Source organism: Chryseobacterium caseinilyticum (genome assembly GCF_014837145.1).
GTDB classification, from domain to species: Bacteria; Bacteroidota; Bacteroidia; order Flavobacteriales; family Weeksellaceae; genus Chryseobacterium; species Chryseobacterium caseinilyticum.
Genome location: NZ_JACYFS010000001.1, coordinates 786,045 through 810,523, shown reverse-complemented (window position 1 = coordinate 810,523; position 24,479 = coordinate 786,045). Strand labels below are relative to the sequence as shown.

Genomic DNA, 24,479 nt, shown 5'->3' with positions numbered 1-24,479 from the left:
AAATTAAGAGATTAAGTAATTTAAATAAAATCATCTTAATCTCTTAATTTAAAAAAATAAAAAATGGCAAGCTACCTAAATCACACCGCTCAACCAATTACCTTTGCTGCGTTCCCACCCTGGAGGATTCTCAGGAGCTGGTTGTTTAGGACTTGCCGTTGCAAATATAAGAATTAATATTAAACCTCAAAACTGTATAACAGAAAAATCGGATGAAAACCTACTAAATTAAGGCTAATCGGCTGAAATTTAAGTTAATAATTTTTCATCTTTTTGTAAATTTTTAAACATGACTAAAAGTCCTACCACCTTTGGAATTATCCTTTTTATTGCTACAATGATTGTCTTTTTTGTAGTATATGTCTTTTTCTCCGGAATCAATTATTTTGATATCTCACTGAAAGTGAATGCTTTCCTTCTTCCCGTTTTATATGCCGGAACTGCCTTTTGGTCTGTAAAAACCCACTGGAACAATAACCGTTATGTAACTTTTAAGGAAGCCTTCAGCAGAGCATTTTATCCCATGTTCATCGGTGGATTTTTGTCGGTAATCACCATTTTTCTCTTCCTGAATTTTGTTGACATGGATGCCAAAAAACTTTTGAATTATCAGTATGTAGAAAGGCAGAGAACTGAATTAAATGCAGAGTACACCTCCGCAAAAAAGGTGTTAAAACACCAGAAAGACATTGATGAACTGGAGCAAAAGTATAAGGAAACCCTTCAGAGAGTAAGCGACGAAGCAGTGAAAGGAAAAGATATGCTTTCAGCAAGTCATTTTGCGGGATATTTTGCAGCGATACTGATATTTTACCTAATTTTGTCATTGTTTTTCGGAGCATTTTTCAGAACAAAATCAAAGCCTGAAGACGAGGAAGCTGCGTAAAATTTTGCAGATATATTTTACAATACGTATATTTGCTTAAAATACACGTGTTATGACAACTAAATTAACATTAACAATTGAAAAGAGCGTCATCGAAAAGGCTAAAAAATATGCAAAAGGTACGCAGAGAAGCCTTTCTGAGATGGTGCAGAAGTATCTGGAGAGTTTAGTAATGGAAAAAACAGATGAGGAAGAAATGTCTCCGATTGTTCGAAAACTTGCAGGAAGTCTAAAATTTCCAAAGGAAGTTAGCGATGAAGATTTAGACAATTACAGAAGAGAATATCTTGAAAAAAAACATTTACTCTAAATGAAATTTTATATTGATACTAACATTGTAATAGATTTCATTATTGAGAGAGGGAACTTTTTTTATGAGGCAAAAAAGATATTTGAATTAAGTGAGCTTAAAAAAATTTCAATCTTTATATCTTCCCATACAATTGCAACAGCACATTATATTTGCAAAAAGCATTTCAAAGAAAATGAGATTAGGCAAGTTTTGGAAGATTTGCTTCTGATTGTAGATGTAATTGCGGTTGATGAAGATATCATCAAAAAATCTCTAAAATCTCATCATAAAGATTTCGAAGATGCTATTCAGATTTTCTGTGCGCATCAGGTAAAAAATATTACGGGGATTGTTACAAGAAATATCAAAGATTTTTCTACATCAGAAATTCCGGTCTTTGCACCTGATGAAGCATTAGATTATATCCGAAATAATTAATTTTAAAGCAAATAAAAATTCATTTTGAATAATATAAATTTATCTATAGTTATTCCGTTGCTGAACGAAGAAGATTCTTTGGAACAACTTTTTTCAAGAATTGACAAAACGTGCGAAACCAGCAATTTATCCTACGAAGTTTGGTTTGTAGACGACGGAAGTACAGATCTCTCGTGGAGCATTATTGAGAATCTGAAAGTACAGCATCCCCAGATTCACGGGATCAAATTTTCTAAAAACTACGGAAAATCTCAGGCGCTTCATGCCGCTTTTGCAAGAACTCACGGTGATGTAATTATCACAATGGATGCCGATCTGCAGGATTTTCCCGAAGAAATTCCTGAACTCTACAGAATGGTAATGGAAGAGAATTATGACATCGTTTCCGGTTGGAAGAGAAAGCGTTTTGATAACGTGATGACAAAAAATATTCCTTCAAAACTCTTCAATGCTGCGGCAAGAAAAGTTTCGGGAGTTTATCTTCATGATTTCAACTGCGGTTTGAAGGCATACAAAAAGCAGGTTGTAAAATCAATTGATGTGTACGGAGATATGCACCGCTACATTCCGGTTTTGGCTGCCAATGCAGGTTTCAGAAGAATCACTGAGAAAGAAGTTCCGCATCAGGCAAGACCATACGGAACCTCAAAATTCGGAACCGAAAGATTCATCAGAGGCTTTTTAGATTTGGTAACACTTTGGTTTGTAAGCCGTTTTGGAGGAAGACCCATGCACTTTTTTGGGGCGGTAGGAACGATTATGTTTATTGTAGGTTTTCTTTCAGCTTTCTGGCTGGGCGTTTCAAAACTGATTGATGTTGCACGCGGAATTTACGGTCATTTAATTACCAATAATCCTTGGTTTTTTATTGCTTTGACAATGATGCTGATGGGAACTTTGCTTTTCATTGCAGGATTTTTAGGCGAAATGATTATCAGGACAAACCGTGAGCATAAGAATTATAATATTGATGAAGTGATATAAGTTGTATGAAGTTGAGCCTCTTCATTTTAAGTTTCTTTTTATTTTCGTGCTCGGAATTAAAAACCAGTGAATCAATTACTGCCAGATGGGAATTTATCAGTATTAATGACGGAAAGAACAGTGAAGTTGACAGTAAAATGCTGAATAACACCAAAAGGGAGAATGGAACGGGCACTTTGGAATTTAATAATGATTTGTCTTTTTCATCTTTAGGAAGTAAAAATAACAGTAAAGGTTCGTACATTTTAAAAAACGGGATTTTAACGATGCAGTATTCTGATCTGCCCGAACCAATAAAATTTAATTATTCGGTAGTGGAAGATAAATATCTTCTTCTGACCAATACAGAAGGTAAACCACTGACGTGGCTTTATAAAAAAAGTAAATAATGAAAAAAGTTGCTTATTCAATCCTAATTTCAGTGTTGGTAATCTCGTGTGGAAAAATTTCCCCCGAAGGCAACATCGAAAATAAGGAACTAAATGTTGAAGAATTTGTAAATCTTGAAATGGAAGGGAAATTCCGTGTTTTCTATGCACGGGGAAACAAAAATTATGTTGAGATTGAAACTTATCCCAACATTGCCGATAATCTGGATGTGGAAGTGAATGATAAAACCCTTTCAATTAAAGAAAACAGAAAGACAAAAGGCGTAGATTTCTACAATGTCATCATTTATTCTAAATACAATCTTGAAAAAGTTTCTATTGCAGATTCTGTTGAGATGAATATTTCAAGTGAAATTAAAACCGATAATTTCAGATTAAATCTTAAAAATCATGCAACTTTCATGGGTTCCGTAAACACCAGAAGGGCTGAAGTGGAAATGCTGAACCGTAGCCGCGCCAACTTTTTAGGACAGACCAAAGATGCAGTCATCAAAATTTCAGATACTGCAAGCCTGATTGCACCTTACTGGAGAATCGAAAATTTAAAAATAGATTCCAAAAACGGAAATTATGCAGAGGTCAATGTGAAAGATTCTTTGAAAGGAAATATTCAGAATACTTCAAAATTTGTATATTACAACGATCCAATCCGTGCCTTTAAAGTGGAGAAAACAACGAAGGTGGAGAATAAAAAATTGCAATAATAGATTTAATAATCAGTTTTTATCCATTTAAAAATGAAGAAACTTTTAATTTGCTTCTCTGTGACATTTGTTTTGGTAACATCTTGTGTGTCAACAAAAGTCAGCTCTGACAATAATTTTGATTATTCAGTTTTGCAGCAGAATACAAATTATATCATAGAAACCAGAGATTATAAAAAGATCAGACAGTTTAAGTTCGTCAGTCAGACAAAGGATTCCATCACTGGAAAACAGAAAGATCAAGAAATTAAGCTTAACAAGAACAAAATATTACAGATAAAAAAGCCCAGCACAGGAAAAACTGTCGTGTTAATTGCAGGAATTTTAGCAGTAGCCGGAATTGGCAGTTTTATACCAGCAGCAGTTAGTAATTAAATAGACACAAAAATATAATATGTCAGAAATATCCACATTAGAAAAAGCACAACTTTGGCTTAGCGACACATTCGATCAGGAAACAAAAGACGCCGTTCAGGCTTTAATCAACAGCAATTCTCCTGACTTAGAAGATTCTTTCTACCGTGAATTAGAATTCGGAACAGGAGGAATGAGAGGCGTGATGGGCGTTGGAACCAACCGTTTAAATAAATACACGTTAGGTCAGGCAACACAGGGACTTGCGAACTATATGTTAAAGCAATTTCCAAATGAAGAAATTAGTGTAGCTATCGCTTATGATGTACGCCACAACTCAAAAGAATTCGGAAAACTGGTGGCTGATGTATTGACGGCAAACGGAATAAAAGTTTTGCTTTTCAAAGACCACAGACCTACACCGGAATTGTCTTTTACCGTTCGTGACAGAAAATGTACGGGAGGAATTGTTCTTACGGCTTCCCATAACCCACCAGAATACAACGGTTATAAAGTCTATTGGAACGACGGTGCACAAATCGTTCCACCACACGACGAAGCCATTATCAACGAAGTGTATTCTGTAAAATTTGAAGAAATTAAATTTGACGGAAATGATGAGCTAATTGAATGGATCGGCGAGGAGCAGGACGACGTTTACATCGACGCCTGTATTGAAAATTCAACCTATCAGGATGTTGAAAAAGGAAATCTGAATATCGTTTTCACTTCTATTCACGGAACAACTTATACTACAGTTCCAAAGGCTTTAGAAAAAGCAGGATTCAAAAAAATAGATTTGGTAACCGAGCAAATGATCCCAAGCGGAAATTTCCCGACGGTAGCTTCTCCGAATCCGGAAGAACCTGCAGCTTTGGAAATGGCGATGGATCTTGCAAAAATTACCAATGCAGATATCGTGATTGGAACAGATCCGGACGGCGACAGACTGGGAATTGCAGTGAGAAATCTTGAAGGCGAAATGCAGCTTCTTAACGGAAATCAGTGCAACACCATTCTGACTTACTACATTTTAAATGAATGGAGAAAGCAGGAAAAAATTACAGGAAAAGAATTCATCGGTTCTACCATCGTAACGTCTGATATTTTCTTTGATATCGCTCAGAGATTCGGTGTTGACTGCAAAGTTGGATTGACCGGATTCAAATGGATCGGGAAAATGATCCGTGATTTTGAAGGAAAAGAAAAATTCATCTGCGGCGGCGAAGAAAGTTTCGGATTTATGACCGGAGATTTCGTTCGTGATAAAGATTCTTGTGGAAGTATCGTTTTGGCGTGTGAGATCGCAGCGTGGTGCAAAGCCAATGGCAGAACAATGTACGAGTATCTTATCGAAATTTATCAGGAACTTGGACTGTACTACGAGGGATTAATCAACATTGTAAAAAAAGGACGTGATGGTGCAGAAGAAATTCAGAATATGATGAAGAATTTCCGTGAAAATCCACCAAAATCATTGGCAGGATCGCCGGTTGCAGAAGTTAAGGATTTCAAAGAGCAGACGAATTTTGTTGTTGCTGAAAATGTAACCAAAACGATGAACGATATTCCAAAATCAAACGTTCTGATCTATTATACAGAAGACGGAACGAAAGTTTGTGTAAGACCTTCAGGAACGGAACCGAAAATTAAATTCTATGTTTCAGTAAAAGATTCTTTGGCATCAAAAGAAGAGTTCGAAGAGAAAATTCAGGCTCTGGAAGCAAAAATTCAGCAGATTAAAAAAGATTTGCAATTGGATTAAATGGAATGTTAATACTTAATATTCTGTCAACAATATTAAAATAAATTTAAATAAAAAGTAAAGTGAAAGTTTCAAAATTAGCGGCGAACCTGATCGGTTCTGAGATTGTAAAAATCGGTAATGAAGTAAATGATTTAAAGGCAAAAGGAGCAGAGATTGCAAATCTTACGATTGGTGATTTAAATTCTAATATCTATCCGATTCCTGCAAAATTAAAGGAGGAAATTCAAAAAGCATATCAGAATAATTTAACCAACTATCCGCCCGCAAACGGACTTTTATCTTTACGAAAACAGGTTTCAAACGACCTTAAAAACCGGTGGAATCTTGATTACGATGCCAACGATATTCTGATTACTGCAGGCTCAAGACCATTGATCTACGCTGTTTACAAAACGATTGTGGATGAAGGCGACAAAGTAGTTTACCCTACACCGTCATGGAATAACAATCATTACGCTTACCTTACATCTGCAGATGCTATTGAAGTAAAAACAACTCCGGAAAATAATTTTCTTCCTACAGCTGATGACTTAAGACCTCATTTGTCTGGTGCAGTTCTGGTTGCACTTTGTTCTCCTCTGAATCCTACGGGAACGATGTTTACAAGAGAGCAGCTGACAGAAATCTGTGAATTGATTTTAGAAGAAAACAAAAACAGAAGTGAAGACGAGAAACCTTTGTACTTAATGTACGATCAGATCTATTCAAATCTTACTTTTGGTGCTGAGCATGTAGATCCGGTTTCACTTTTCCCTGAAATGAGAGAATACACAATTTACATTGAAGGAATCTCAAAATGTCTTGCTGCAACGGGAGTTCGTGTAGGTTGGGGATTTGGTCCGGCTCACATTATTGACAAAATGAAAGCGCTTCTTACCCACGTTGGAGCATGGGCACCAAAGCCTGAGCAGGAAGCAACAGCTAAATATTTTGAAGATGCAGCAGATGTGAATGCGTTTATTGATGATTTCAAAGGTAAACTGGAGACAAGCTTAAAGGTACTTCACGCCGGTATTCAGGATTTGAAAGGAAAGGGTCTTGCAGTAGAATCCATCGAACCAATGGGTGCTCTGTATCTGACTATTAAACTAGATTATATCGGTAAAACAAAACCTGACGGAACAGTAATCGGAAATTCTTCAGATCTGGTTTTCTACTTAATCAATGAAGCTGGTGTTGCTTTAGTGCCGTTTTCTGCTTTTGGTGAGGCAAAATCTGAGCCTTGGTTCAGAGCTTCAGTAGGAGGTTTGGCAACAGAAGAAATTTCTTCAATGATGCCTAAACTTGAAAAAGCGTTAAATAATTTGAAATAAATTCAAAAAATATTTATAAATTTATCAATGTTGATTCTATTTTTTAGAGTCAACATTTTTTTTAAATTAAAATTAAATCAAAATCACAAATGAATAACGACCATCACGAATCCGGTGAGGATTTTAAGGAAAACAGACAGCCTGAAAATAATTCGCAAAACAATGAGTTTTCAGAATCATTCGAGTCAGAAAACCAAATTCAGAACGGAAATTCAGAAGAACCTAGCGATGATGTTGTAGAAAGTAAAGTGTCTTCTCAACAAACCATTCCGGTAGAAAATAAGAAGAAAAATCCATACAAAATTGCTTTTTTCAGCCTCGGCGGGATTATTCTTCTTAGCGGAATTTCCTGGTTCGGATATAAATTTTACAAAGAAAGTCAGACGGCAGAACCCATTGTGGAAAACGCCTGTCTCGACACCGATACCAAAATTTACGATGCCTACAAAGATGCTGTGGTGATGGTGAAACACCGTTACGGCTACTTCGCAAGAATCAAGGGCAAAGAAATTCAGCTCAGCGTTCCTGAAGCTACCGAGGAAACACTTTACGGAACGGCTTTTTTCGTTGACAAAAATGGAAATATGATTTCCAACAGTCACGTTTTACAACCATGGAACACAGCCGAAAATAAAGAAAGAATTCTTACCAACACCAACAATTTCAAACTGAAAATCGCTTCAATTTTAACAACTGATATTTCTGAAGAAGGATATGAAACCTTCATTGCCTCCAACTGGGGAAATGCTTCTTCAGAATATTATGAAGAGGGCGATGGCGGAGATTATGACGAGGGTTCAGAAGGGAATTCGGGTGAAGATTTTGTAACATCTACAGACTCTGCACCAGCTGACAGCGTAGAAACTTCAGTAGACATTGCCGCTTCAATTCCTCAAAAAGACTATGTTTCTCCGGATGAAATTCAGGTGTACATGAAAACTGTGGACATCGCCGTGGCACTTCACGATTCTTCCGATGAATGGCTGCCCTGCACGGTTGAAAAAATTGCAGACGAAGAAGGCGTAGACCTCGGCATACTGCAGCTTTCAAATAAACAGACTCCCAATACAGTTGTAAATACCGTCAGTCTTGAAAATTCTGTCACAGATGATAAAGCCTTGAAACCGGGTGAAAAAGCTGTTATGATTGGTTATCCTTTAGGCGAGGATTTAGCCATGACCAATTCTGGTGTAAAAGTTCAGCTGTACAACGGCCAGATCAGTAAAGAATCTGACGGAACGAAAATACAGTACAGTGTAACTTCTACTCACGGTGCAAGTGGCGCTCCGGTTTTCAATAACTGCGGACAGCTGATTGCGGTAAATTTCAGTGGAGTAGAACAGATTCAGGGTTATAACTTTGGAATTGTGTCTAAACAGATCCGGTCTTCATTTCCTTTTTCAGCAGTTGGAACAGCTTCAGTAGTTCCAGATAAATAAAATTAAAATACCAAATCACTATGAATTTAAAAAAAACCATTACACTCGCAGCCTTCGCACTTACAGTACAGCTCAGTGCCCAAACCAATGTCTTCCAGAAAACAACCTGGAAAATTGAGTCAATCTCAGCCGATGGAAAAGCCGTGCTTAAAAAAGCGAAAAAGATTAATCTGCCTTCTGAACAGAGCAAATTTCATTTTCTGCAATTCGACAATGAAAAATTTGACACAGGAAATTCCTGTTTCCACATGGACGGCCGTTACAGCGTTTTTGAACCAAATACAGTTGAATTTTCCGCGGGTGCAGCAGATATGGCAGGGGATTGTAAAGAACCCAAAAGTCTTACAGGAAACTACACGTATGTTCTGAAAAAAGATACTCTCGAGCTCACGCCAGCGGAAAAAATTGACTATGATGAGCCGATGCCGGAAGCTGCCGTTATGGAAGAAGATGCATCAGTGGAAACAGCGGGAAAAGCCGCCGCAGATGTACAGAATTCCTCCAAAAAACCTGCTGAGAAATCACCGAAAAAAACAAAAAGATAGTTTACAGTTTTCATCAAAAAAAATCACAATTCACAGTTCACAAATTTTAAATAAAAACTAAAATTTGAATTAGTTTAAATTATAAAAACCAAATATGAAAAAAGTTATCAGTTTAATGGCAACGCTTGCTTTCACAGCTGCGTTTGCGCAGATTCCTACCTTAGAGGTTTCAGGTGAAAAAAAGCATCCCGTAATTCTTCAGGATGCAAAATTTGAGACAAAAATCTTAGGAAATCTTGCCACTACAACGGCAACCTACACTTTTTACAATCCCAGCAACAGACTTCTGGAAGGAACGCTCACTTTTCCACTTCCCGATGGTGTGAGTGTAAGCGGTTACGCGCTGGACATCAACGGAAAGCTCAGAAATGCCGTTCCTGTGCCTAAAGAACGGGCGAAAGAGGTTTTCGAAAGTATTGAAAAACGAAATGTTGATCCCGGAATTATCGAGAAAGTTCAGGGAAATAACTTCAGAACAAGAATTTATCCGTTACCTCAAAAGGGAAGCCGTACCATTCAGATTACGTATCATCAGGAATTGAAAAATACAGCTTCTGAATATCAGTATTTTATGAGTTTTGCGAACGCAGTCAGCATTCCTAAATTTGAAATGAAAGTCTGGATCAATGATGGAGCTTCAACGCCAAAAATCATCGAAAATCCGGATGGAAGTCTGTCCTTTCAAAAACAGGGAAATCAATGGATTGCAGCCATTTCAAAAGAGAATTTTACACCGAATGAAAGTTTAAAAGTTAACATTCCTAAAACCAATCATACTTCCAATGTTCTTTTGCAGAAGGCGTCGGGCGATCAGTCTTATTTTGCGGCTAACGTCAACGTAGATTTTCCCCAAAAAGAGAAAGCAAAATCTCAGAAAATAGCCATTATCTGGGATAATTCCTACAGCGGATCAAAAAGAAACCGTGACATGGAACTGGATTTTTTAAATGCATATTTCACCGACAACAAAAATGTTTCAGTTTCTTTGGTTACTTTAAACAATACTTTAGACAAAGCAGAGGAATATACTGTTTCACAGGGAAATTGGACAGATTTAAAAACGAAAATTTTAAACCTTAAATACGATGGCGGCACTGATTTCGGAGCTCTGAAAGAAATAAATGGGGTAGAAGAGTATCTCTTATTTTCAGATGGTATTTCAAATTTTGGAGATGTAAATATTAAATTTAAAAAACCTTTAAACAGCATCACGAGTACGCCAACCTCAGATTTTAATCTGTTGAAAATGCTCGCTAACCAATCCGGCGGAAATTTTATTAATTTAAATGAAACCGATACCCAGACGGCTTTAAAGAATTTTAGAAAATTACCTGTCCGTTTTTTAGGTTTTAAAGAAAATCCAAATATTAAGGAAGTTTTTCCGAACATTGGTTCTGTGGTCAATGAGCCGGTCAATATTTTTGGAATCACTTCAGGAAATCTGGGAAAACTGACCGCGGTCTTTTCAAACGGAAGTGAAAAATTTGAAGTTCCTGTAGATTTTTCCAATGCTTCATCAACGGAAAACTGGCAGATTGCACAATTCTGGGCTCAGAGAAAAATTGATGAACTGGAAGTAAACCCATCCAAAAATAGAGAGGAAATTAAAAATATCAGTGAACAATTTGGTGTCGTAAGCAAAAATACCAGCTTGATTGTTTTGGATGACATCAATGATTACGTCCGTTATAAAATCACGCCTCCACAAGAATTGAAAGCGGAATACCAAAAGATCGTTTCTCAAAATAAAGGAAGAATTTTAGAAAAGAGAAGAAATCTTTTATCTAAAGCGTTCGACAAAACAAGAGAATTAAAAACATGGTGGAATACGGATTTTAAACCAGTCGAGAAAAAAGAATATCCTAAAATTGCAGATAACGCTGTCTATGCGGAGCCAGAATCTCCTTCTCGCAGTCGTGACGTTCAAACCTCGTCAGCAATGAGAGTGCAGTCTATGGAAGTTTCTTCTGCTAAAATGGAAGAAAGAGAATCCCAGCCAAAAGGAAAAATCACTCTAGTCGATGTAGAAAGCACCGCAGAATACATGAAAGATTTCCAAAATCTGCAGTCTGCCGAAGTCATCTATCAAAAATATCTTGAGAACAGATCAAAACACGAAAAACAGGTAACTTACTACTTCGATATTTCAAAATTACTGTTTAAAAAAGGAGATAAAGTATTGGCTTTAAAAGTTTTAAGCACACTCGCAGAACTCGATCTTGAAAATGAAGAACTGTACAAAACCATTTCATATCTGCTGAAACAGCGTGGCCATTATGACAAAGAACTTTGGATCACCCAAAAAATTCTGGAGTGGAGACCTTTCGATGCTCAAAGTCACAGAGATTACGCTTTGGCATTGGTTGACAACAAACGACCACAGGAAGCTTTAAATATTTATAAATCAATATTATATCAGGAGTTTACAGATGAAATTGCCAGTCGTGACAACGGTATTGAGGAAATTTTAATTATGGAAATCAACAACATCCTCAAGCAGAATAAAAATGTGGACGGAAGTAAAATTGATGACCGTCTAAAAGCTGATTTGCCTGTAGATATCCGCGTGGTCATCAACTGGAATAAAGACAACACCGACATCGATCTTTGGGTAACAGATCCGAAAGGAGAGGACTGCTCGTATTCTCATAAATCTACTCAGATTGGTGGCAGACTGAGCAATGATTTTACACAGGGCTTCGGTCCTGAACAGTTTTTGCTCAAGAAGGCAATTAAAGGAAAATATAAAATCAAAACCAATTTCTTTGGTGAGAGACAGAATATTCTCTCGGGGCCAACCACAATTATGGCTGAAGTTTATCTGTATTACTCAGACGGCAGACAGGAAAGAAAAATCGCTGTTTTCCAGAATCAGAAAGACAACAAACCTGAAAGCGACAGCAAAATTCTGATTGGAGAATTTGAATTTTAGGTGAAATTAAAAATGCCGGAGACTATCTTCGGCATTTTCTTTTAATATAATTCCAGCTTATGCTTTATCTGCAAATGCAAAAATATTTCCGAGTTTGATGCTGGAATATCCGCTGCTTTTTATTTTTGCTGAATTGATCATCGCTTTGGCCAGAATCTGTGTCGGTAATGGTTTATGACTTTCCAGAAGTCCGATTTTATTGGCAAATTTAATGATTCGTCCACCTAAAACTTCGCCGTTTCTCTCAGAATCTTTCCGTTCAAGCATTCCGGGCTTAAAAATGGTAATCTTGTTGAAATGAAGCTCTCTGACTGCATTTTCAAGTTCGCCTTTCATACGTGAATAGAAAATTTTTGACTTTGCATCCGCGCCGTAAGCCGAGACCAAAACAAAATCTTCCACATTATTTTCTCTTGCAGATTTGGCAAACTGATACTGATAGTCGTAGTCTACTTTCCATTGCGCATCCTTACTTCCGGCATCTTTCAGGGTTGTACCAAGGCACGAAAAAGCAACATCACCTTTTACAAGATTTTTCCACTGATCCGGCTTATTAAAATCTACCACATGAACTGTCAGTTTATCATTAAATATTCCCAAAGGTTTTCTGACGAAAATATCGACAGCCGTGTAATCAGGATCATTCAGAAGTTGCTGTACAAGATCTTTGCCTGTGGCGCCTGTTGCACCGATAACTAATGCTTTCATGAGTGGAGAAATTTGGAGTTTGTCTAATTTATGAAAAAAAGATTCAAAACAGAAGAGAATCTCCCCTAAATACTGCAATCAGCATTCCGAAATTCAAGCTATTTTTCAATTTAATAATGAAATAGTATTTAAAAATAAAATTTCTGCAGTCTTTGTAATGAGAACTGTCATAATAAAAGTTTTATTTTAACTTATGTTTAACAGCCAGATCAAGTGGTTTTGGATATTTAATAAAAGTTTTAGCCGTACATTTATCGATTATAAATAATGATTGATGGGGATATTTGATATGTTTACGGAAGAGATTGCGATCGACTTGGGAACGGCCAACACACTGATAATTCACAATAATAAAATTGTCATTGATGAGCCTTCTATAGTAGCGATTGACCGTTTAACAGGGAAGGCAATTGCGGTAGGAACTCAGGCAAAACTGATGCAGGGTAAAACGCACGAAGATATTAAAGTAATCAGACCGCTGAAAGACGGTGTTATTGCAGACTTTCATGCATCTGAACACATGATAAAAGAATTTATCAAGCAGATCACACAGATCAAGGGTAAACTGATACAGCCGGCACTTAGAATTGTAATCTGTATTCCGTCGGGAATTACTGAAGTTGAAAAAAGGGCAGTGCGGGATTCCGCTCAGAAAGTAAATGCAAAAGAGGTTATTTTAATCTACGAACCAATGGCAGCAGCCATAGGAGCGGGGATTGATGTTGAAAGTCCTGAGGGAAATATGATTGTGGATATTGGCGGCGGAACTACTGAAATTGCAGTAATAGCACTGGGCGGAATTGTGGTTGATAAGTCGCTGAAGATTGCAGGAGACGTTTTTACCAATGATATTTCATATTTTATCAGAACGCAGCATAACCTGAATATTGGTGAGAGAACAGCCGAAAGAATCAAGATTGAAATCGGTTCTGCACTGGAAGAACTTGATTTCGATTTGGATGATATTGCAGTTCAGGGACGGGATTTAATTACGGGTAAACCTAAAGAAATTATGGTGAGTTATAAAGAAGTTTTCAGAGCTCTGGATAAGTCGATTATGAGAATTGAAGATGCCATTCTTGAAACCCTGTCAATAACACCGCCGGAATTGGCAACAGATATTTACAAAACAGGAATTTTTCTCGCAGGCGGTGGCGCATTGCTGAATGGTTTAGCAGAAAGACTTCACAGAAAAACGGAATTGCCGGTGTTTGTTGCGGAAGATCCTTTAAGAGCGGTCGTTCGCGGAACTGGTATTGCGCTTAAAAATAAAGATAAATTCAGATTTCTGATGAAATAGTGAATTTTAATATTGAAAGTTTGGAAGTTACTGTATACTCAATCATTACTATTTTAAATGTTGATTTTAAATTGTAAAAATTTCCTAAAGCGTTTTAAAACACAGAGGTCATGATCAGCAGTCATTTTGTCTTTCCGTAGGAATCTAATCTGCCTTATTTCAGTGAGTTGAGATCTCTACGGAAATTTTTATTCAGTTACGGACATTCATAAAATTTTATGTAAATCCATTCAGGTCTGCAGTTGCAGATAGAAAGTATTTTTGTTCTCAGCTATCTAAGATGAGTTTATTCCGGTATGTTGAGTTCTTCTAAAATGACAAAATAGTGCTGAAAATTATATTATTACAGATTAGGAACAAAAATTCTATTTTACATCTACAAGCACTAAAATAGTGGATTCAATCATGATCGTAGACAAAATGGAAACTCTGCGAAATACAAAAGTTAACATAATATAAATTATAGGATTTTTTGATATTCAATTTTACAGAGGTTAATACTCAAAAAATTCAGACAGTTTGTAATATCTTGCTTAAATTAGCCTAACCAAAATTTAAGAAAATCAATTCTAATGAAAAAATTAATATTTGCCAGCGTTTTGAGCGTACTTGCTCTAAGTTGCAAGAAAAAAGAAACTTTAAAACAGGATCCTGTGAAAACAGATTCTGCCGAAACCGTTAAGCAACCGGTTGACACTTTAGGCACCAAAACTTTTTGCTACATGAAAGTAATCGGTAAAGATACGGTTGTCGCCAGCATCGACGACAATTTAGGAACTTTGATCGGTAAACTTGCTTACAAAAATCACGAAAAAGACAGTTCTAAAGGCGATGTTACAGGTTTCAGATCTGGAGATACGCTAAAACTGACTTACGAATTTGCCTCAGAAGGAACCATCAGCAAACGCGATATTTTCTTTTTACAGAAAGATAATTCACTTTTTGAAGGCTTAGGAGATCAGAAAGATAATGGCGGACAAATGGTTTACGCCAACGAAAAGAAAATTTCATATCCCGAAGACCAGAAACTGGAATCTGTAGATTGTGAAAAAATAAGTAAATTATTAAAATAGGAAAACAGCCAATTGGCTGTTTTTTTTATAGAAGTTTGTTCAGTTCATTCAGAAATTGATCAGTTGCCGAATCTTTGGTATTCCACGATGTAATAAGCCGAATCGCTGATTGGGTTTCATCAGTTCTCTGCCAGACATAAAATTCAAATTTTTCTGACAGCTGTTCAATGAAAGAATTATTCAAAATCGGGAAAATTTGGTTCGTCGATGTGTCGCTTAGAAACTTTGTACCTTTTTCAGTCATAAAATTTTTAATTTTCATCGCCTGAACATTTGCATTTTTTCCCAGCTTAAAATACAGATCATCTTTAAAAAGTTCCAGAAACTGAATTCCCAATATCCTTCCCTTAGCCAAAAGTGCTCCTTTTTGTTTGATATTAAATGCAAAATCCTGTTGCAAATCAGCGTTATTGATGACAATGCCCTCTCCTAGCAAAGCTCCGTTTTTTGTCCCACCGATGTAAAAAACGTCAGTTAATTCAGCCAGATCTTCAAAATTCACATCATTGATTTCCGAAGTCAGAGCCTGCGCAAGCCTTGCTCCGTCCATAAAAAGATAAAGATTTTTTTCTTTACAAAACTGAGAAAGCTCGTCTAGTTCTTTTCTCTGATAAATCGTTCCCAATTCTGTAGAATTTGAAATGTAAACCAGTTTCGGCATCACCTGATGAGGAAAATTTTTATGATTTTCAAGAATTGGAATAATATCTGAAGGTCGTAGTTTGCCGTCAGCAGTTTCTATCCCTAAAATTTTATGTCCTGTTGCTTCAATAGCGCCGGTTTCATTATTCAGAATATGTCCGGTAGTTGCAGAAATGACTGCCTGATAAGGTTTTAAAATGGATGAAATTACAATCAAATTAGCCTGGGTTCCTCCCGAAACAAAGTAGATTTCAGATTGCTCAGACTTTAATTTATTCTTGATTAATTCTTTGGCTTTTAACGAATAAATATCTTCTCCATAACCCGCCTGCTGATCTTCGTTATGATCCACTAAAGCCCTTAAAATAGCAGGGTGAGCTCCTTCCGAATAATCGTTTTTAAAAGAAATTTTCATTCCGTAAAGATAAAATTTAAATGTAAATTTTTATTCATGAAATATTATTTTGTTAGATTTGTATTTAAAAGTTTCTAACATTTTGAAAGCAACACTTACCGAAGAAAATTATCTCAAAGCACTTTTTCATTTGGTTGATTCCGAAAACAAGGTGACAATCAACGAACTGAGCAAGTTTTTGAATGTGAAAATGCCCAGCACAAACAACATGATGAAAAAGTTTGCTGAGAAAAACTGGGTCATTTACGAAACCTATAAACCACTAACCGTGACATCTTCCGGAATGCGTGAAGCGGCTCTGGTTGTAAGAAAACACCGCCTCACGGAAATGTTTCTGGTGCAGAAAATGAATTTTGGCTGGGAAAATGTGCACGAAATTGCCGAGCAGCTGGAACATGTACATTCGCAGGTTTTTTTCGATAAAATGGATGAAATTTTAGATTTTCCAAAATACGATCCGCACGGTGAACCGATTCCAGATAAGAAAGGAAATATCATTGCTCAGGATTTGCTGCAACTGTCAAACTGTGCCGTTGGTGAAAGAGTAATTTTCACATCGCTCACTCTATCTGATGACGGCTTTCTGACGTATCTTACAGATAAAAATCTGTTACTAAACACAGAAATTTTGGTTCTCAAAATAGAAAATTTCGACAAATCAATGACAATCGAGATCAATAATTCTAAAGAAATTCTGAGCAGACAGGCAACCGAGAAAATCTTGGTAAAAAAATAGGGACATTTTCTTGAAATGCCCCTACTGTATTTTTTAATCTAAAACACTCCAACCCCGTTTTGGATTGCTGTTTGAACTTACTTCCTGCTCAGTAACAATAATATTTTCTTTACGCTGACCGATGTATTCAAGTTCGCTGAGTTTAGAGAAAATAGTATCAAGACTTCTCATTAGCAGCTGGATCTGAAACAGATGATCGCCGGAATTATGATGGTCATAATTAATTTCAGCAACCGTTGAAAGCTGATTCAGAAGCGTGTGCGGCGCTATTTCGCTCCATTCCAGACTGTAATTCAGCATCTCTTCCAGTTCTGCAGGAACAATCATCTGTGTGGAATTGTAAATTTTTAAAGCCAGTTTCGAGAATACTTCCGTTAAAAATATAGGCGACTCATAAGGAACCACATTTCTGAACTGGAAATACACATCTGCAAATGTATTTACCATCGTTGTGCAGAGATTTTTCACGTTGATTGCCAATGCTGTATTAGCGTTTTTATGTGAAGATTTCTGAATGATTTTAAATGAATACTGCTGCAGATTTCCGATATATTTTGCAAAACTGTTGTAATATTCCAACAATGACGGATGACTTTGAACTGAAGTACACGGCGGAATAAAATTACTGTCAACCTGTGCAATATTTCCTTTCAGATTTACCTTTCCGATTACCAGATAATTTCCACCGGCATATCCTTGGTTTACAGACTGTAAAGGCAGCAGTTCAATGTGGTAATTGGGTTGGGAATATGGATGTCTTGGCGGGATTTCGTCTGCATCAATATCTCCGAAAGGTACTTTTTCGAAAGGATTTACCGAAACCAGAATGTAAAATTCTCCGTCGGTATTATTTTCTTCGAAGTTAATAAATTTAGCAAGAGATTTTACACTCACCTTCCTGTCTCTCAACTCAATACGGTAACCAGCTGCAGTGACTGCGCTGCAGTTTTTAATCGTAAGCTGGACGTCGTTGGTGGCTGTATTGTGAACATCAAAGACTGTCTTATCTGTGTATTCATTTGAAATCGGAAGCAATCCGTAATTGTAATTGCTGATTTTTATTGAATTGGAATCCCTGATATGATCTAAAAGATGGTTATCCTGCTCATTAAGATGTCTCTGTGAAACCTTCATGCCATCTACCCAATTGATGCCGGGATGTTTAATTGGCTGTATCATTATGATTAATATTTTGTGTTATTCAGTTTGCCTTCTTCCTGATGCTGTATCACCCTTTTACAGATGATGACATCGTTTTCTCTAATACCGTTGGTGTTGATATCATTTTCAAAGTCAATATATTTTCTAAAGCTGAAAAATGATTTTTTAATATAAAATATCCAGTAATACGGCTCTCTCGAACTGTCTGTAAGATGAATAACAGATCCCGGATTTTTGTGGTTGTAATCATCCACAACCCTGTAAAACCAATCACCAAAATGTATGCCTGTAGGAAGTGTTTTGGCTTTAATTCTAAATCTGTTGGAGTCTTCTAGATTTTTACTCAATTCAACATTTAAAACCATGAGACGGTCAAAATCTACACCGTCAAAGTCCGGTAGCTTTTGGTCGGGACTATAGTGCCACGTTCTGTAAATATCCACAGGAATGCTGATGAGCTGAATATAGCAATAGTAAAATACCAATGGTACAAAGAATGTAATTAAACTGGTGGCTGCCATCACCGGATATCCGGTATCTTTACTTACCCATCTGAAAATTAAAACGAATAAATATCCGCCTGCCAAAGTACAGGTTAAAGAAAGAATACTCTCAAACAATACAATAAATACATTTGATTTTAAATGTTTTCTGAAAAACCTATGCAGGAGATTGACGTGTAAAATACCCAGCAGCAAAAAAATAAGCTGAGAGATCAGATACCCGTAAGGATTGAATGTGTTGCCCAAGTAGCCTAAAAATCCGGGAATTGCCAGGCAGAGACTGCACAGAAGAATGTAAATGATAACGGTGCGAATTTTTACAGCAGGTTTGTTTCGGGTAATTATACCCAGAATAAACATCATGATTACCGCTATAAGCGGCATAAGAATGTAGCGTAGAAAAATACCTTTTACTGAAGAAACGTCCATAATTTCTTTTTCAAATTAAGTTTGTGTAATGTTTGTCTTGTAAATATAGTAAATAAATTCAGAGAAATGTAGAATATCCCAGTCTTGTCTGGTTTTCTTCTTCCTCATCCAGCACAAATGAAAACGGCTGCTTTTCGGTGACAAAATTCTCTTTGAAATCTGTATTCAGAGGCAGACAATATTCATAAAATGCGGTAAGGATTTTTTTGAAACGGCTTCCTTCCACAAAATCTTTCATTCTGTCATATGGGATGGGACCGATATTCACGACCCAGTTTCTTTCACCATCGAAATGTCTGCCACTTGGAATATAATCTAATCCCAAACGTGAATTTCCCAGAAATACAGAACTGCTCTCCTCCTCTATTTTTTCAAGAATTCTTGCTTCAAAAGTCACTTCAACAGGAATTTCTAGAAATGCACTCAGGCACTGCTCAAAAAGTCTTTTGTCGCCTCTGATTTTGTGCAGGAAAGGTAGAATATAGACAAAAATACATGCAGAATTTCTGTCAAGAAGTTTTATAAGCGGCCAGAGTTCGCTGAACGTTTTGATGAGAGAATCGGTCTGACTGTTAAGATCAAACTCCTGCTCCTTCAGTAAAGCGGTAATTTCTGTAAAAAATACTTCAAGCTCAAAAGGCCGGAAAAATTTCCGTGCGTCATCTTCTACCTTTTTTTGTCGTCGAATTTCCTTTACAACGCTTTCTACGTTATTCCGTTTTGAATTGAGTGATGGCGGATGGAAAATGCCTTCCGGAAGATAATCGTAAATACCCTCGCGGTACGTTTTAATATTGTAAATCTCATCATCAAAACCAAGATACTGTTTGGTGATGGTTTTAATGTCTTTGAGATAAGCTCTGTCATTGATTCCCAGACGCTCTACAAAAACCAGAGAAAGCGCGCTGTGGTACTTCATCAGATTTACAGCTACAGCTTCCGCCCTGAAGTCGGTCTGCAGTTTATTGTATTGCATTTCCAGAATGCCGTGTTCATACATTTTATAGTGGGGTTTGGTATCGTAAAGATAAGATAAGTTCTAAATTTAAAAAATGTTTGGTTTATTTTTTTTCTAAAATTTTTAAAATAAATAATCTGACTGTGAATTTTTATTCATGCGGTGATTATTAGCGTGATGAAGCTTATCTTTGCTGCCTGAAAATAATTAAGAAATGAAAAGTATTTATTCTAAAATGCTGCTTTTGGCATTCGTTGCCAGTTCGGTGTATTCGTATGCATGGGGATTGACCGGGCACAGAGTAATTGCGGAGATTGCAGAAAACCATCTTTGCGGAAAAGCAAAAAGAGAGCTCAGAAAAATATTGGGGCAGGAAAAAATGGCGTACTGGGCCAACTGGCCTGATTTTATCAAATCTGATACCACCGGAGCATGGAAACAGGCTTCAGCGTGGCATTATGTTAACATCGATCCGAAAACAGATTTTACAGCATTTGAAAAAGATTTAAAAGCTCAGGCGGGAGCAAACCTTTACTCTCAGATCAAAGTTCTGTCGAGCCAGATTAAGGATGCTAAAACTTCTGAAAAGGATAGAAAAATAGCTTTGATTTTCCTGATTCACATGATGGGAGACTTAGCTCAGCCGATGCACACCGGAAGATCTGAAGATTTGGGCGGAAATAAGATCAACGTTACTTATTTTGGTGATAAAACAAATCTGCACTCGGTTTGGGACGGAAAACTGGTAGATTCTCAAAAATACAGTTATACTGAATATGCAAAACTTCTGGATATTAAAACGAAAGATGAAGTAAAGCAGATTCAGGCGGGAACTCTGGAAAACTGGCTGTATGATTCTCATCAGATTGCCAATAAAATCTATGCACAGACTCCTGACGGCTCAAAATTGTCTTATGATTATCAGTATAAATTTAATGATATTATGGAAAGACAGCTTCTTTACGGAGGTCTGAGACTGGCGAAATTGCTGAATGATTTGTTTTAAAGTGAATTTTAAGAGTGAATTGTCAATAGTCAATGGTGAATTTTAATGTTTACCTTTAATATAAAGCGGAACGTTGGTTTCGCTTTTTTTTTGCTTTCTGGATGAGATTAAACCTCATAGGTTTTTAAAACCTATGAGGTTTCAGTGATACATTGTCTGAGTATTTTTTTTTGAATATAGACTTTATCTAAACCTAACAGGTTTTGGAAACCTGTTAGGTTTGAGCGATGTTTGATTTATTTAAAAGAATTCTCCATTCTAGATTTAAACTTATGTAATTCTGAGATACCATTGCAACTAGCCCCGATAGAAACGACATCCTTTTAGGTGGCTGGTGGAATGAAATGGAGACAGCCACCTAAAAGATATAGTGGATAGCGGGAAACAGCTCCTGAAAAAAATCAATACACTAATAAGTTTTTGTGATGGGTGATAATTTACAACTATTTTTCAATCCGTTTTAATTAAATGTAAAAAATATTCAGATTGGTGTAACCTTTTTAGTTTTGCAAACGTATAATAGATACTAACTCTTTTTTGAGGCAAAAATAAATGAGACAACTAAAAATAACCAAGCAGGTTACCAACAGGGAAACCGCTTCATTAGACAAGTATTTGCAGGAAATTGGTAAAGTTGAACTGATTACGGCAGACGAAGAAGTAGATTTGGCACAAAAAATCCGCGCCGGCGACAGAGTTGCGCTGGAAAAACTGATCAAAGCCAACCTCCGTTTCGTAGTTTCAGTTTCTAAACAGTACCAAAATCAAGGTCTTTCTTTACCCGATTTGATCAATGAAGGTAATTTAGGACTGATGAAAGCAGCGAAAAGATATGATGAAACGAGAGGTTTCAAATTTATCTCTTATGCAGTTTGGTGGATCCGTCAGTCGATTTTACAGGCTTTGGCAGAGCAGTCCAGAATTGTAAGATTGCCACTGAACAAAATCGGTTCGATCAACAAAATCAACAAAGCGTACGCTCACCTTGAGCAGGAAAACGAAAGACCACCTTCTCCGGAAGAATTGGCTGAAGTTTTGGATATGAGCGAGGAAGACATCAAAGAATCGATGAAAAACTCCGGAAGACACCTGTCTATGGATGCTCCATTGGTGGAAGGTGAAGATTCTAACTTATACGATGTACTTCGTTCAGGAGAATCTCCAAGTCCGGATAAGGATTTGATGCTTGAATCTCTTCAGATTGAAATTGAAAGAGCTTTGAATACTTTGACGCCGAGAGAGGCCGATTTGGTGAGACTGTATTTCGGATTAAACGGAAAACATCCAATGACTTTGGAAGAAATCGGTGAAACTTTTGATCTTACGAGAGAAAGAGTCCGTCAGATTAAAGAAAAAGCAATTAAGAGACTGAAACACAATACCAGAAGTAAGATTTTGAAGTCTTATTTGGGTAAATAATTTTAGTTTTTATAACTTATTAAGCGGAGTCTGAATTTTCAGGCTCCGTTTTTTTTGTAACAAATTTTAAACTTTGTTCAACTAATTTGGATATACGGAGGTCTCATGCAGATTTGAGAGATTTTGCAGATTTAAATTTAGTAATCTGTTTAATCTGAAAAATCTGCAAGAAAATTATTAAATGAACCATAAAATATTAATCATGAAAAAATCACTTATCTCAACTTCCCTGTTTTTGTTAATCTTTTCCTGTTCCGAAAAACCTGAAAACAAACCTTTAGAAAATAATGTTGTTGATAATGTAGAATCATCATCTTCAATTTCGTTGAAAAGTGTACGTGGAAAAGGAAATTTGGTTTTGAATATTTATTCTGAAATGCTGAAAAATGATAAAAAGTTGCAGAATTTGGAACAACAAATTGAAAATGTTTATAAAAACACAGATGTTGTCATTTCTGAATATGAAAATATAATCAATAAATCTGACAGTTATTATAATGACGCAGAACAGCTTACAAGATCAGTTACAGATTCTTTGGTAAAGAAAAAAATTGAGAAAGAAATCAAATTCAGTTCTGAAAAATATGATTTAAAAACAAAGAAAATTAAAGATTTAATTGTACAAATTAATAAGAATACAAGCGTTATTCAAGATCAGCATACTATCATTAAAATCAGAAAAACGCTTCCCGAGATTGAAAAATATCAAAACGCTCATCCATTAAAAACTGACAGTCTGGAGAATTTTATCAATAAGCAAAATCAGTTACTGAACGAATTGCGAAATTTAAAATAATTTTCTTCATCGGCATTTACACTAAAAATTAATTAATGAATCAAATCTCAATCATCGGAGCCGGAATTGGCGGTTTGACTTTAGGAAATATTCTGAAGCAACAGCACCTAGACTTTACCATTTACGAATCTGCACTGGAAATAAAACCTGTCGGAGCCGGAATTATGATGGCTGTCAATGCAATGCAGATTTTTGAGAAATTAGGTTTAAAAGAGAAAATTGAAAATGCCGGAAACAAAATTCACGGAATTTCTATTACCGACGAAAAACTGAAAACAATTTCCACAACGAATGTTCTGGCTTTGGAAAAGAAATTTAATTCATGCAATGTTGCCATTCACAGGGCAGAACTTCAGAAAATTTTAGCTGAAAATATTGGCTTTGAAAAGATACAATTAAATCATTCTTTAAAACAGATTTCAAGGAAAGAAAATTATCTTTTAGAATTTGAAAACGGAAATGAGATTGAAAGCAAAATTGTTTTCGGAGCAGACGGCATTCATTCAAAAGTCAGGAATCAGATTTTAAAAACAGGACAAATCAGAAATGCAGGACAAAAATGCTGGCGTGGATTAACTGATTTTAATCTTCCGGAAAAATATCATCATCATGCGTTGGAAATCTTGGGGAAAGGAAAACGGTTTGGTTTTGTGAAACTTTCAGGTAATAAAGTCTATTGGTATGCATTGGTAAACGAAAATCAATTTGAAGAAAATCTTGATTTGACTGTAAAATTTAAAGATTTTGATGTTTTGGTTTTAGATATCATTAAATCTACTGTAAAAGAAAATATAATTCTGAACGATATTATCGACCTCACTCCTATTCCAAAATGGTATGCGGAAAATTTCTGTCTGATTGGCGATGCAGCGCATGCAACTACGCCGAATATGGGACAGGGAGCCTGTCAGTCGGTTGAAGATGCATATATTATTGGAAAATTACTGAAGAAAAATCAGGATTTTAATAAAATATTTGAAGAGTTTCAACAAATCCGACGGAAAAAGGTCGATTACATCGTTAAAAACAGCTGGAAAATTGGAAAAATTTCGCAATTGGAAAAAGGGAATTCTCTTCGAAATTTCCTGATGCGTTCGCTGCCTGAAAGTTTAAATCAGAAAATGATTGAGAAAATCCTAACATTGGAACTCTAATTTTAAATAAAAAGTCTGCAAAAATACTTCGCAGACTTTTATTTTTAACTTTCAAGAGATTTTAAATCTCCCGCGGATATAGCGAATTACGCAGATTAATTTCAAAAAGAACCTAAATAATCGCCAAAATGAATG

24 protein-coding genes and 1 other RNA gene are annotated in these 24,479 nt (G+C 36.2%); 19 read left to right on the top strand and 6 right to left on the bottom strand.

Annotated elements, in window-relative coordinates:
• Positions 1-61: 61 nt before the first annotated feature.
• Positions 62-158, bottom strand: an RNA gene (gene ffs, locus IC610_RS03925) — signal recognition particle sRNA small type.
• A gap of 131 nt (positions 159-289) precedes the next feature.
• Between ffs and IC610_RS03920 the strand changes: the two genes are divergently transcribed.
• From IC610_RS03920 to IC610_RS03865, 12 genes are all read left to right on the top strand, one after another.
• Positions 290-886 carry a DUF4199 domain-containing protein gene (locus IC610_RS03920; protein WP_191735327.1) on the top strand — a complete coding sequence of 199 codons (597 nt, stop codon included), beginning with the start codon at positions 290-292 and terminating at the stop codon, positions 884-886.
• 52 nt (positions 887-938) lie between these two features.
• Positions 939-1,196: a DUF6364 family protein gene (locus IC610_RS03915; RefSeq protein WP_056079874.1), complete on the top strand. Its 258-nt coding sequence runs from the start codon at positions 939-941 to the stop codon at positions 1,194-1,196.
• The gene (locus IC610_RS03910) at positions 1,197-1,616 is read left to right on the top strand and encodes a type II toxin-antitoxin system VapC family toxin (RefSeq protein WP_191735326.1); all 420 of its coding nucleotides are present in this window, start codon (positions 1,197-1,199) and stop codon (positions 1,614-1,616) included.
• Positions 1,617-1,649: 33 nt separating this feature from the next.
• Positions 1,650-2,600: a glycosyltransferase family 2 protein gene (locus IC610_RS03905; protein WP_056082357.1), complete on the top strand. Its 951-nt coding sequence runs from the start codon at positions 1,650-1,652 to the stop codon at positions 2,598-2,600.
• A gap of 5 nt (positions 2,601-2,605) precedes the next feature.
• Positions 2,606-2,989, top strand: a complete 384-nt coding sequence (locus IC610_RS03900) for a hypothetical protein (protein WP_191735325.1) — start codon at positions 2,606-2,608, stop codon at positions 2,987-2,989.
• A complete protein-coding gene (locus IC610_RS03895; RefSeq protein WP_191735324.1) occupies positions 2,989-3,693 on the top strand; it encodes a GIN domain-containing protein in 705 nt (234 codons plus the stop codon). The genes IC610_RS03900 and IC610_RS03895 overlap by 1 nt, the downstream gene beginning before the upstream one ends.
• Positions 3,694-3,726: 33 nt before the next feature.
• Complete coding sequence (locus IC610_RS03890) at positions 3,727-4,068, top strand: hypothetical protein (protein ID WP_191735323.1); 342 nt, start codon at positions 3,727-3,729, stop codon at positions 4,066-4,068.
• Positions 4,069-4,096: 28 nt separating this feature from the next.
• Entirely contained in the window at positions 4,097-5,812 is a 1,716-nt protein-coding gene (locus IC610_RS03885) for a phospho-sugar mutase (RefSeq protein WP_191736198.1), read from the top strand.
• A 62-nt stretch (positions 5,813-5,874) separates the two neighbouring features.
• Positions 5,875-7,128 (top strand): pyridoxal phosphate-dependent aminotransferase, encoded by a 1,254-nt coding sequence (locus IC610_RS03880; protein ID WP_191735322.1) that lies wholly within the window; start codon positions 5,875-5,877, stop codon positions 7,126-7,128.
• Between the two features lie 89 nt (positions 7,129-7,217).
• Positions 7,218-8,567: a S1 family peptidase gene (locus IC610_RS03875; RefSeq protein WP_191735321.1), complete on the top strand. Its 1,350-nt coding sequence runs from the start codon at positions 7,218-7,220 to the stop codon at positions 8,565-8,567.
• Between the two features lie 20 nt (positions 8,568-8,587).
• On the top strand, positions 8,588-9,112 hold the full coding sequence (locus IC610_RS03870) for a hypothetical protein (RefSeq protein WP_191735320.1): 525 nt from the start codon (positions 8,588-8,590) through the stop codon (positions 9,110-9,112).
• 94 nt (positions 9,113-9,206) lie between these two features.
• Positions 9,207-12,044 carry a VIT domain-containing protein gene (locus tag IC610_RS03865; RefSeq protein ID WP_191735319.1) on the top strand — a complete coding sequence of 946 codons (2,838 nt, stop codon included), beginning with the start codon at positions 9,207-9,209 and terminating at the stop codon, positions 12,042-12,044.
• A 57-nt stretch (positions 12,045-12,101) separates the two neighbouring features.
• Here IC610_RS03865 and IC610_RS03860 read toward each other — a convergent pair whose 3' ends face one another.
• A complete protein-coding gene (locus IC610_RS03860) occupies positions 12,102-12,752 on the bottom strand; it encodes an NAD(P)H-binding protein (protein WP_056079845.1) in 651 nt (216 codons plus the stop codon).
• Between the two features lie 274 nt (positions 12,753-13,026).
• On the opposite strand from IC610_RS03860, the gene IC610_RS03855 reads away from it, so the two are divergent.
• Positions 13,027-14,052 (top strand): rod shape-determining protein, encoded by a 1,026-nt coding sequence (locus IC610_RS03855; RefSeq protein ID WP_056079842.1) that lies wholly within the window; start codon positions 13,027-13,029, stop codon positions 14,050-14,052.
• A gap of 572 nt (positions 14,053-14,624) precedes the next feature.
• A complete protein-coding gene (locus IC610_RS03850) occupies positions 14,625-15,125 on the top strand; it encodes a hypothetical protein (RefSeq protein WP_191735318.1) in 501 nt (166 codons plus the stop codon).
• A gap of 25 nt (positions 15,126-15,150) precedes the next feature.
• Here IC610_RS03850 and IC610_RS03845 read toward each other — a convergent pair whose 3' ends face one another.
• Positions 15,151-16,182: a threonine aldolase family protein gene (locus tag IC610_RS03845; protein ID WP_191735317.1), complete on the bottom strand. Its 1,032-nt coding sequence runs from the start codon at positions 16,180-16,182 to the stop codon at positions 15,151-15,153.
• Between the two features lie 82 nt (positions 16,183-16,264).
• On the opposite strand from IC610_RS03845, the gene IC610_RS03840 reads away from it, so the two are divergent.
• Complete coding sequence (locus IC610_RS03840) at positions 16,265-16,918, top strand: metal-dependent transcriptional regulator (protein WP_191735316.1); 654 nt, start codon at positions 16,265-16,267, stop codon at positions 16,916-16,918.
• A 33-nt stretch (positions 16,919-16,951) separates the two neighbouring features.
• On the opposite strand, the gene IC610_RS03835 is transcribed toward IC610_RS03840, so the two are convergent.
• From IC610_RS03835 to IC610_RS03825, 3 genes are read right to left on the bottom strand one after another with little or no spacing between them, the layout of a single operon-like run.
• On the bottom strand, positions 16,952-18,097 hold the full coding sequence (locus IC610_RS03835; RefSeq protein ID WP_191735315.1) for a hypothetical protein: 1,146 nt from the start codon (positions 18,095-18,097) through the stop codon (positions 16,952-16,954).
• A gap of 5 nt (positions 18,098-18,102) precedes the next feature.
• A complete protein-coding gene (locus IC610_RS03830) occupies positions 18,103-19,011 on the bottom strand; it encodes a TssN family type VI secretion system protein (RefSeq protein WP_191735314.1) in 909 nt (302 codons plus the stop codon).
• A 58-nt stretch (positions 19,012-19,069) separates the two neighbouring features.
• Positions 19,070-20,011, bottom strand: a complete 942-nt coding sequence (locus IC610_RS03825) for a type VI secretion system baseplate subunit TssG (protein ID WP_191735313.1) — start codon at positions 20,009-20,011, stop codon at positions 19,070-19,072.
• Positions 20,012-20,183: 172 nt separating this feature from the next.
• On the opposite strand from IC610_RS03825, the gene IC610_RS03820 reads away from it, so the two are divergent.
• From IC610_RS03820 to IC610_RS03805, 4 genes are all read left to right on the top strand, one after another.
• The gene (locus IC610_RS03820; protein ID WP_191735312.1) at positions 20,184-20,975 is read left to right on the top strand and encodes a S1/P1 nuclease; all 792 of its coding nucleotides are present in this window, start codon (positions 20,184-20,186) and stop codon (positions 20,973-20,975) included.
• Positions 20,976-21,527: 552 nt separating this feature from the next.
• Positions 21,528-22,394 (top strand): sigma-70 family RNA polymerase sigma factor, encoded by an 867-nt coding sequence (locus IC610_RS03815; protein WP_034757900.1) that lies wholly within the window; start codon positions 21,528-21,530, stop codon positions 22,392-22,394.
• Positions 22,395-22,596: 202 nt separating this feature from the next.
• Positions 22,597-23,190 (top strand): hypothetical protein, encoded by a 594-nt coding sequence (locus IC610_RS03810; protein ID WP_191735311.1) that lies wholly within the window; start codon positions 22,597-22,599, stop codon positions 23,188-23,190.
• A gap of 35 nt (positions 23,191-23,225) precedes the next feature.
• Positions 23,226-24,344, top strand: coding sequence for an FAD-dependent monooxygenase (locus IC610_RS03805; protein ID WP_191735310.1), 1,119 nt, complete (start codon positions 23,226-23,228; stop codon positions 24,342-24,344).
• Positions 24,345-24,479 lie beyond the last annotated feature (135 nt).

Excerpts from the sequence above, each read along its gene's own strand:
- IC610_RS03920 (WP_191735327.1), top strand. The coding sequence starts at position 290 with ATGACTAAAAGTCCTACCACCTTTGGAATTATCCTTTTTATTGCTACA.
- IC610_RS03915 (WP_056079874.1), top strand. The coding sequence starts at position 939 with ATGACAACTAAATTAACATTAACAATTGAAAAGAGCGTCATCGAAAAG.
- IC610_RS03910 (WP_191735326.1), top strand. The coding sequence starts at position 1,197 with ATGAAATTTTATATTGATACTAACATTGTAATAGATTTCATTATTGAG.
- IC610_RS03900 (WP_191735325.1), top strand. The coding sequence starts at position 2,606 with ATGAAGTTGAGCCTCTTCATTTTAAGTTTCTTTTTATTTTCGTGCTCG.
- IC610_RS03895 (WP_191735324.1), top strand. The coding sequence starts at position 2,989 with ATGAAAAAAGTTGCTTATTCAATCCTAATTTCAGTGTTGGTAATCTCG.
- IC610_RS03890 (WP_191735323.1), top strand. The coding sequence starts at position 3,727 with ATGAAGAAACTTTTAATTTGCTTCTCTGTGACATTTGTTTTGGTAACA.
- IC610_RS03875 (WP_191735321.1), top strand. The coding sequence starts at position 7,218 with ATGAATAACGACCATCACGAATCCGGTGAGGATTTTAAGGAAAACAGA.
- IC610_RS03870 (WP_191735320.1), top strand. The coding sequence starts at position 8,588 with ATGAATTTAAAAAAAACCATTACACTCGCAGCCTTCGCACTTACAGTA.
- IC610_RS03865 (WP_191735319.1), top strand. The coding sequence starts at position 9,207 with ATGAAAAAAGTTATCAGTTTAATGGCAACGCTTGCTTTCACAGCTGCG.
- IC610_RS03860 (WP_056079845.1), bottom strand. The coding sequence starts at position 12,752 with ATGAAAGCATTAGTTATCGGTGCAACAGGCGCCACAGGCAAAGATCTT.
- IC610_RS03855 (WP_056079842.1), top strand. The coding sequence starts at position 13,027 with ATGGGGATATTTGATATGTTTACGGAAGAGATTGCGATCGACTTGGGA.
- IC610_RS03850 (WP_191735318.1), top strand. The coding sequence starts at position 14,625 with ATGAAAAAATTAATATTTGCCAGCGTTTTGAGCGTACTTGCTCTAAGT.
- IC610_RS03845 (WP_191735317.1), bottom strand. The coding sequence starts at position 16,182 with ATGAAAATTTCTTTTAAAAACGATTATTCGGAAGGAGCTCACCCTGCT.
- IC610_RS03835 (WP_191735315.1), bottom strand. The coding sequence starts at position 18,097 with ATGATACAGCCAATTAAACATCCCGGCATCAATTGGGTAGATGGCATG.
- IC610_RS03830 (WP_191735314.1), bottom strand. The coding sequence starts at position 19,011 with ATGGACGTTTCTTCAGTAAAAGGTATTTTTCTACGCTACATTCTTATG.
- IC610_RS03825 (WP_191735313.1), bottom strand. The coding sequence starts at position 20,011 with ATGTATGAACACGGCATTCTGGAAATGCAATACAATAAACTGCAGACC.
- IC610_RS03820 (WP_191735312.1), top strand. The coding sequence starts at position 20,184 with ATGAAAAGTATTTATTCTAAAATGCTGCTTTTGGCATTCGTTGCCAGT.
- IC610_RS03815 (WP_034757900.1), top strand. The coding sequence starts at position 21,528 with ATGAGACAACTAAAAATAACCAAGCAGGTTACCAACAGGGAAACCGCT.
- IC610_RS03810 (WP_191735311.1), top strand. The coding sequence starts at position 22,597 with ATGAAAAAATCACTTATCTCAACTTCCCTGTTTTTGTTAATCTTTTCC.
- IC610_RS03805 (WP_191735310.1), top strand. The coding sequence starts at position 23,226 with ATGAATCAAATCTCAATCATCGGAGCCGGAATTGGCGGTTTGACTTTA.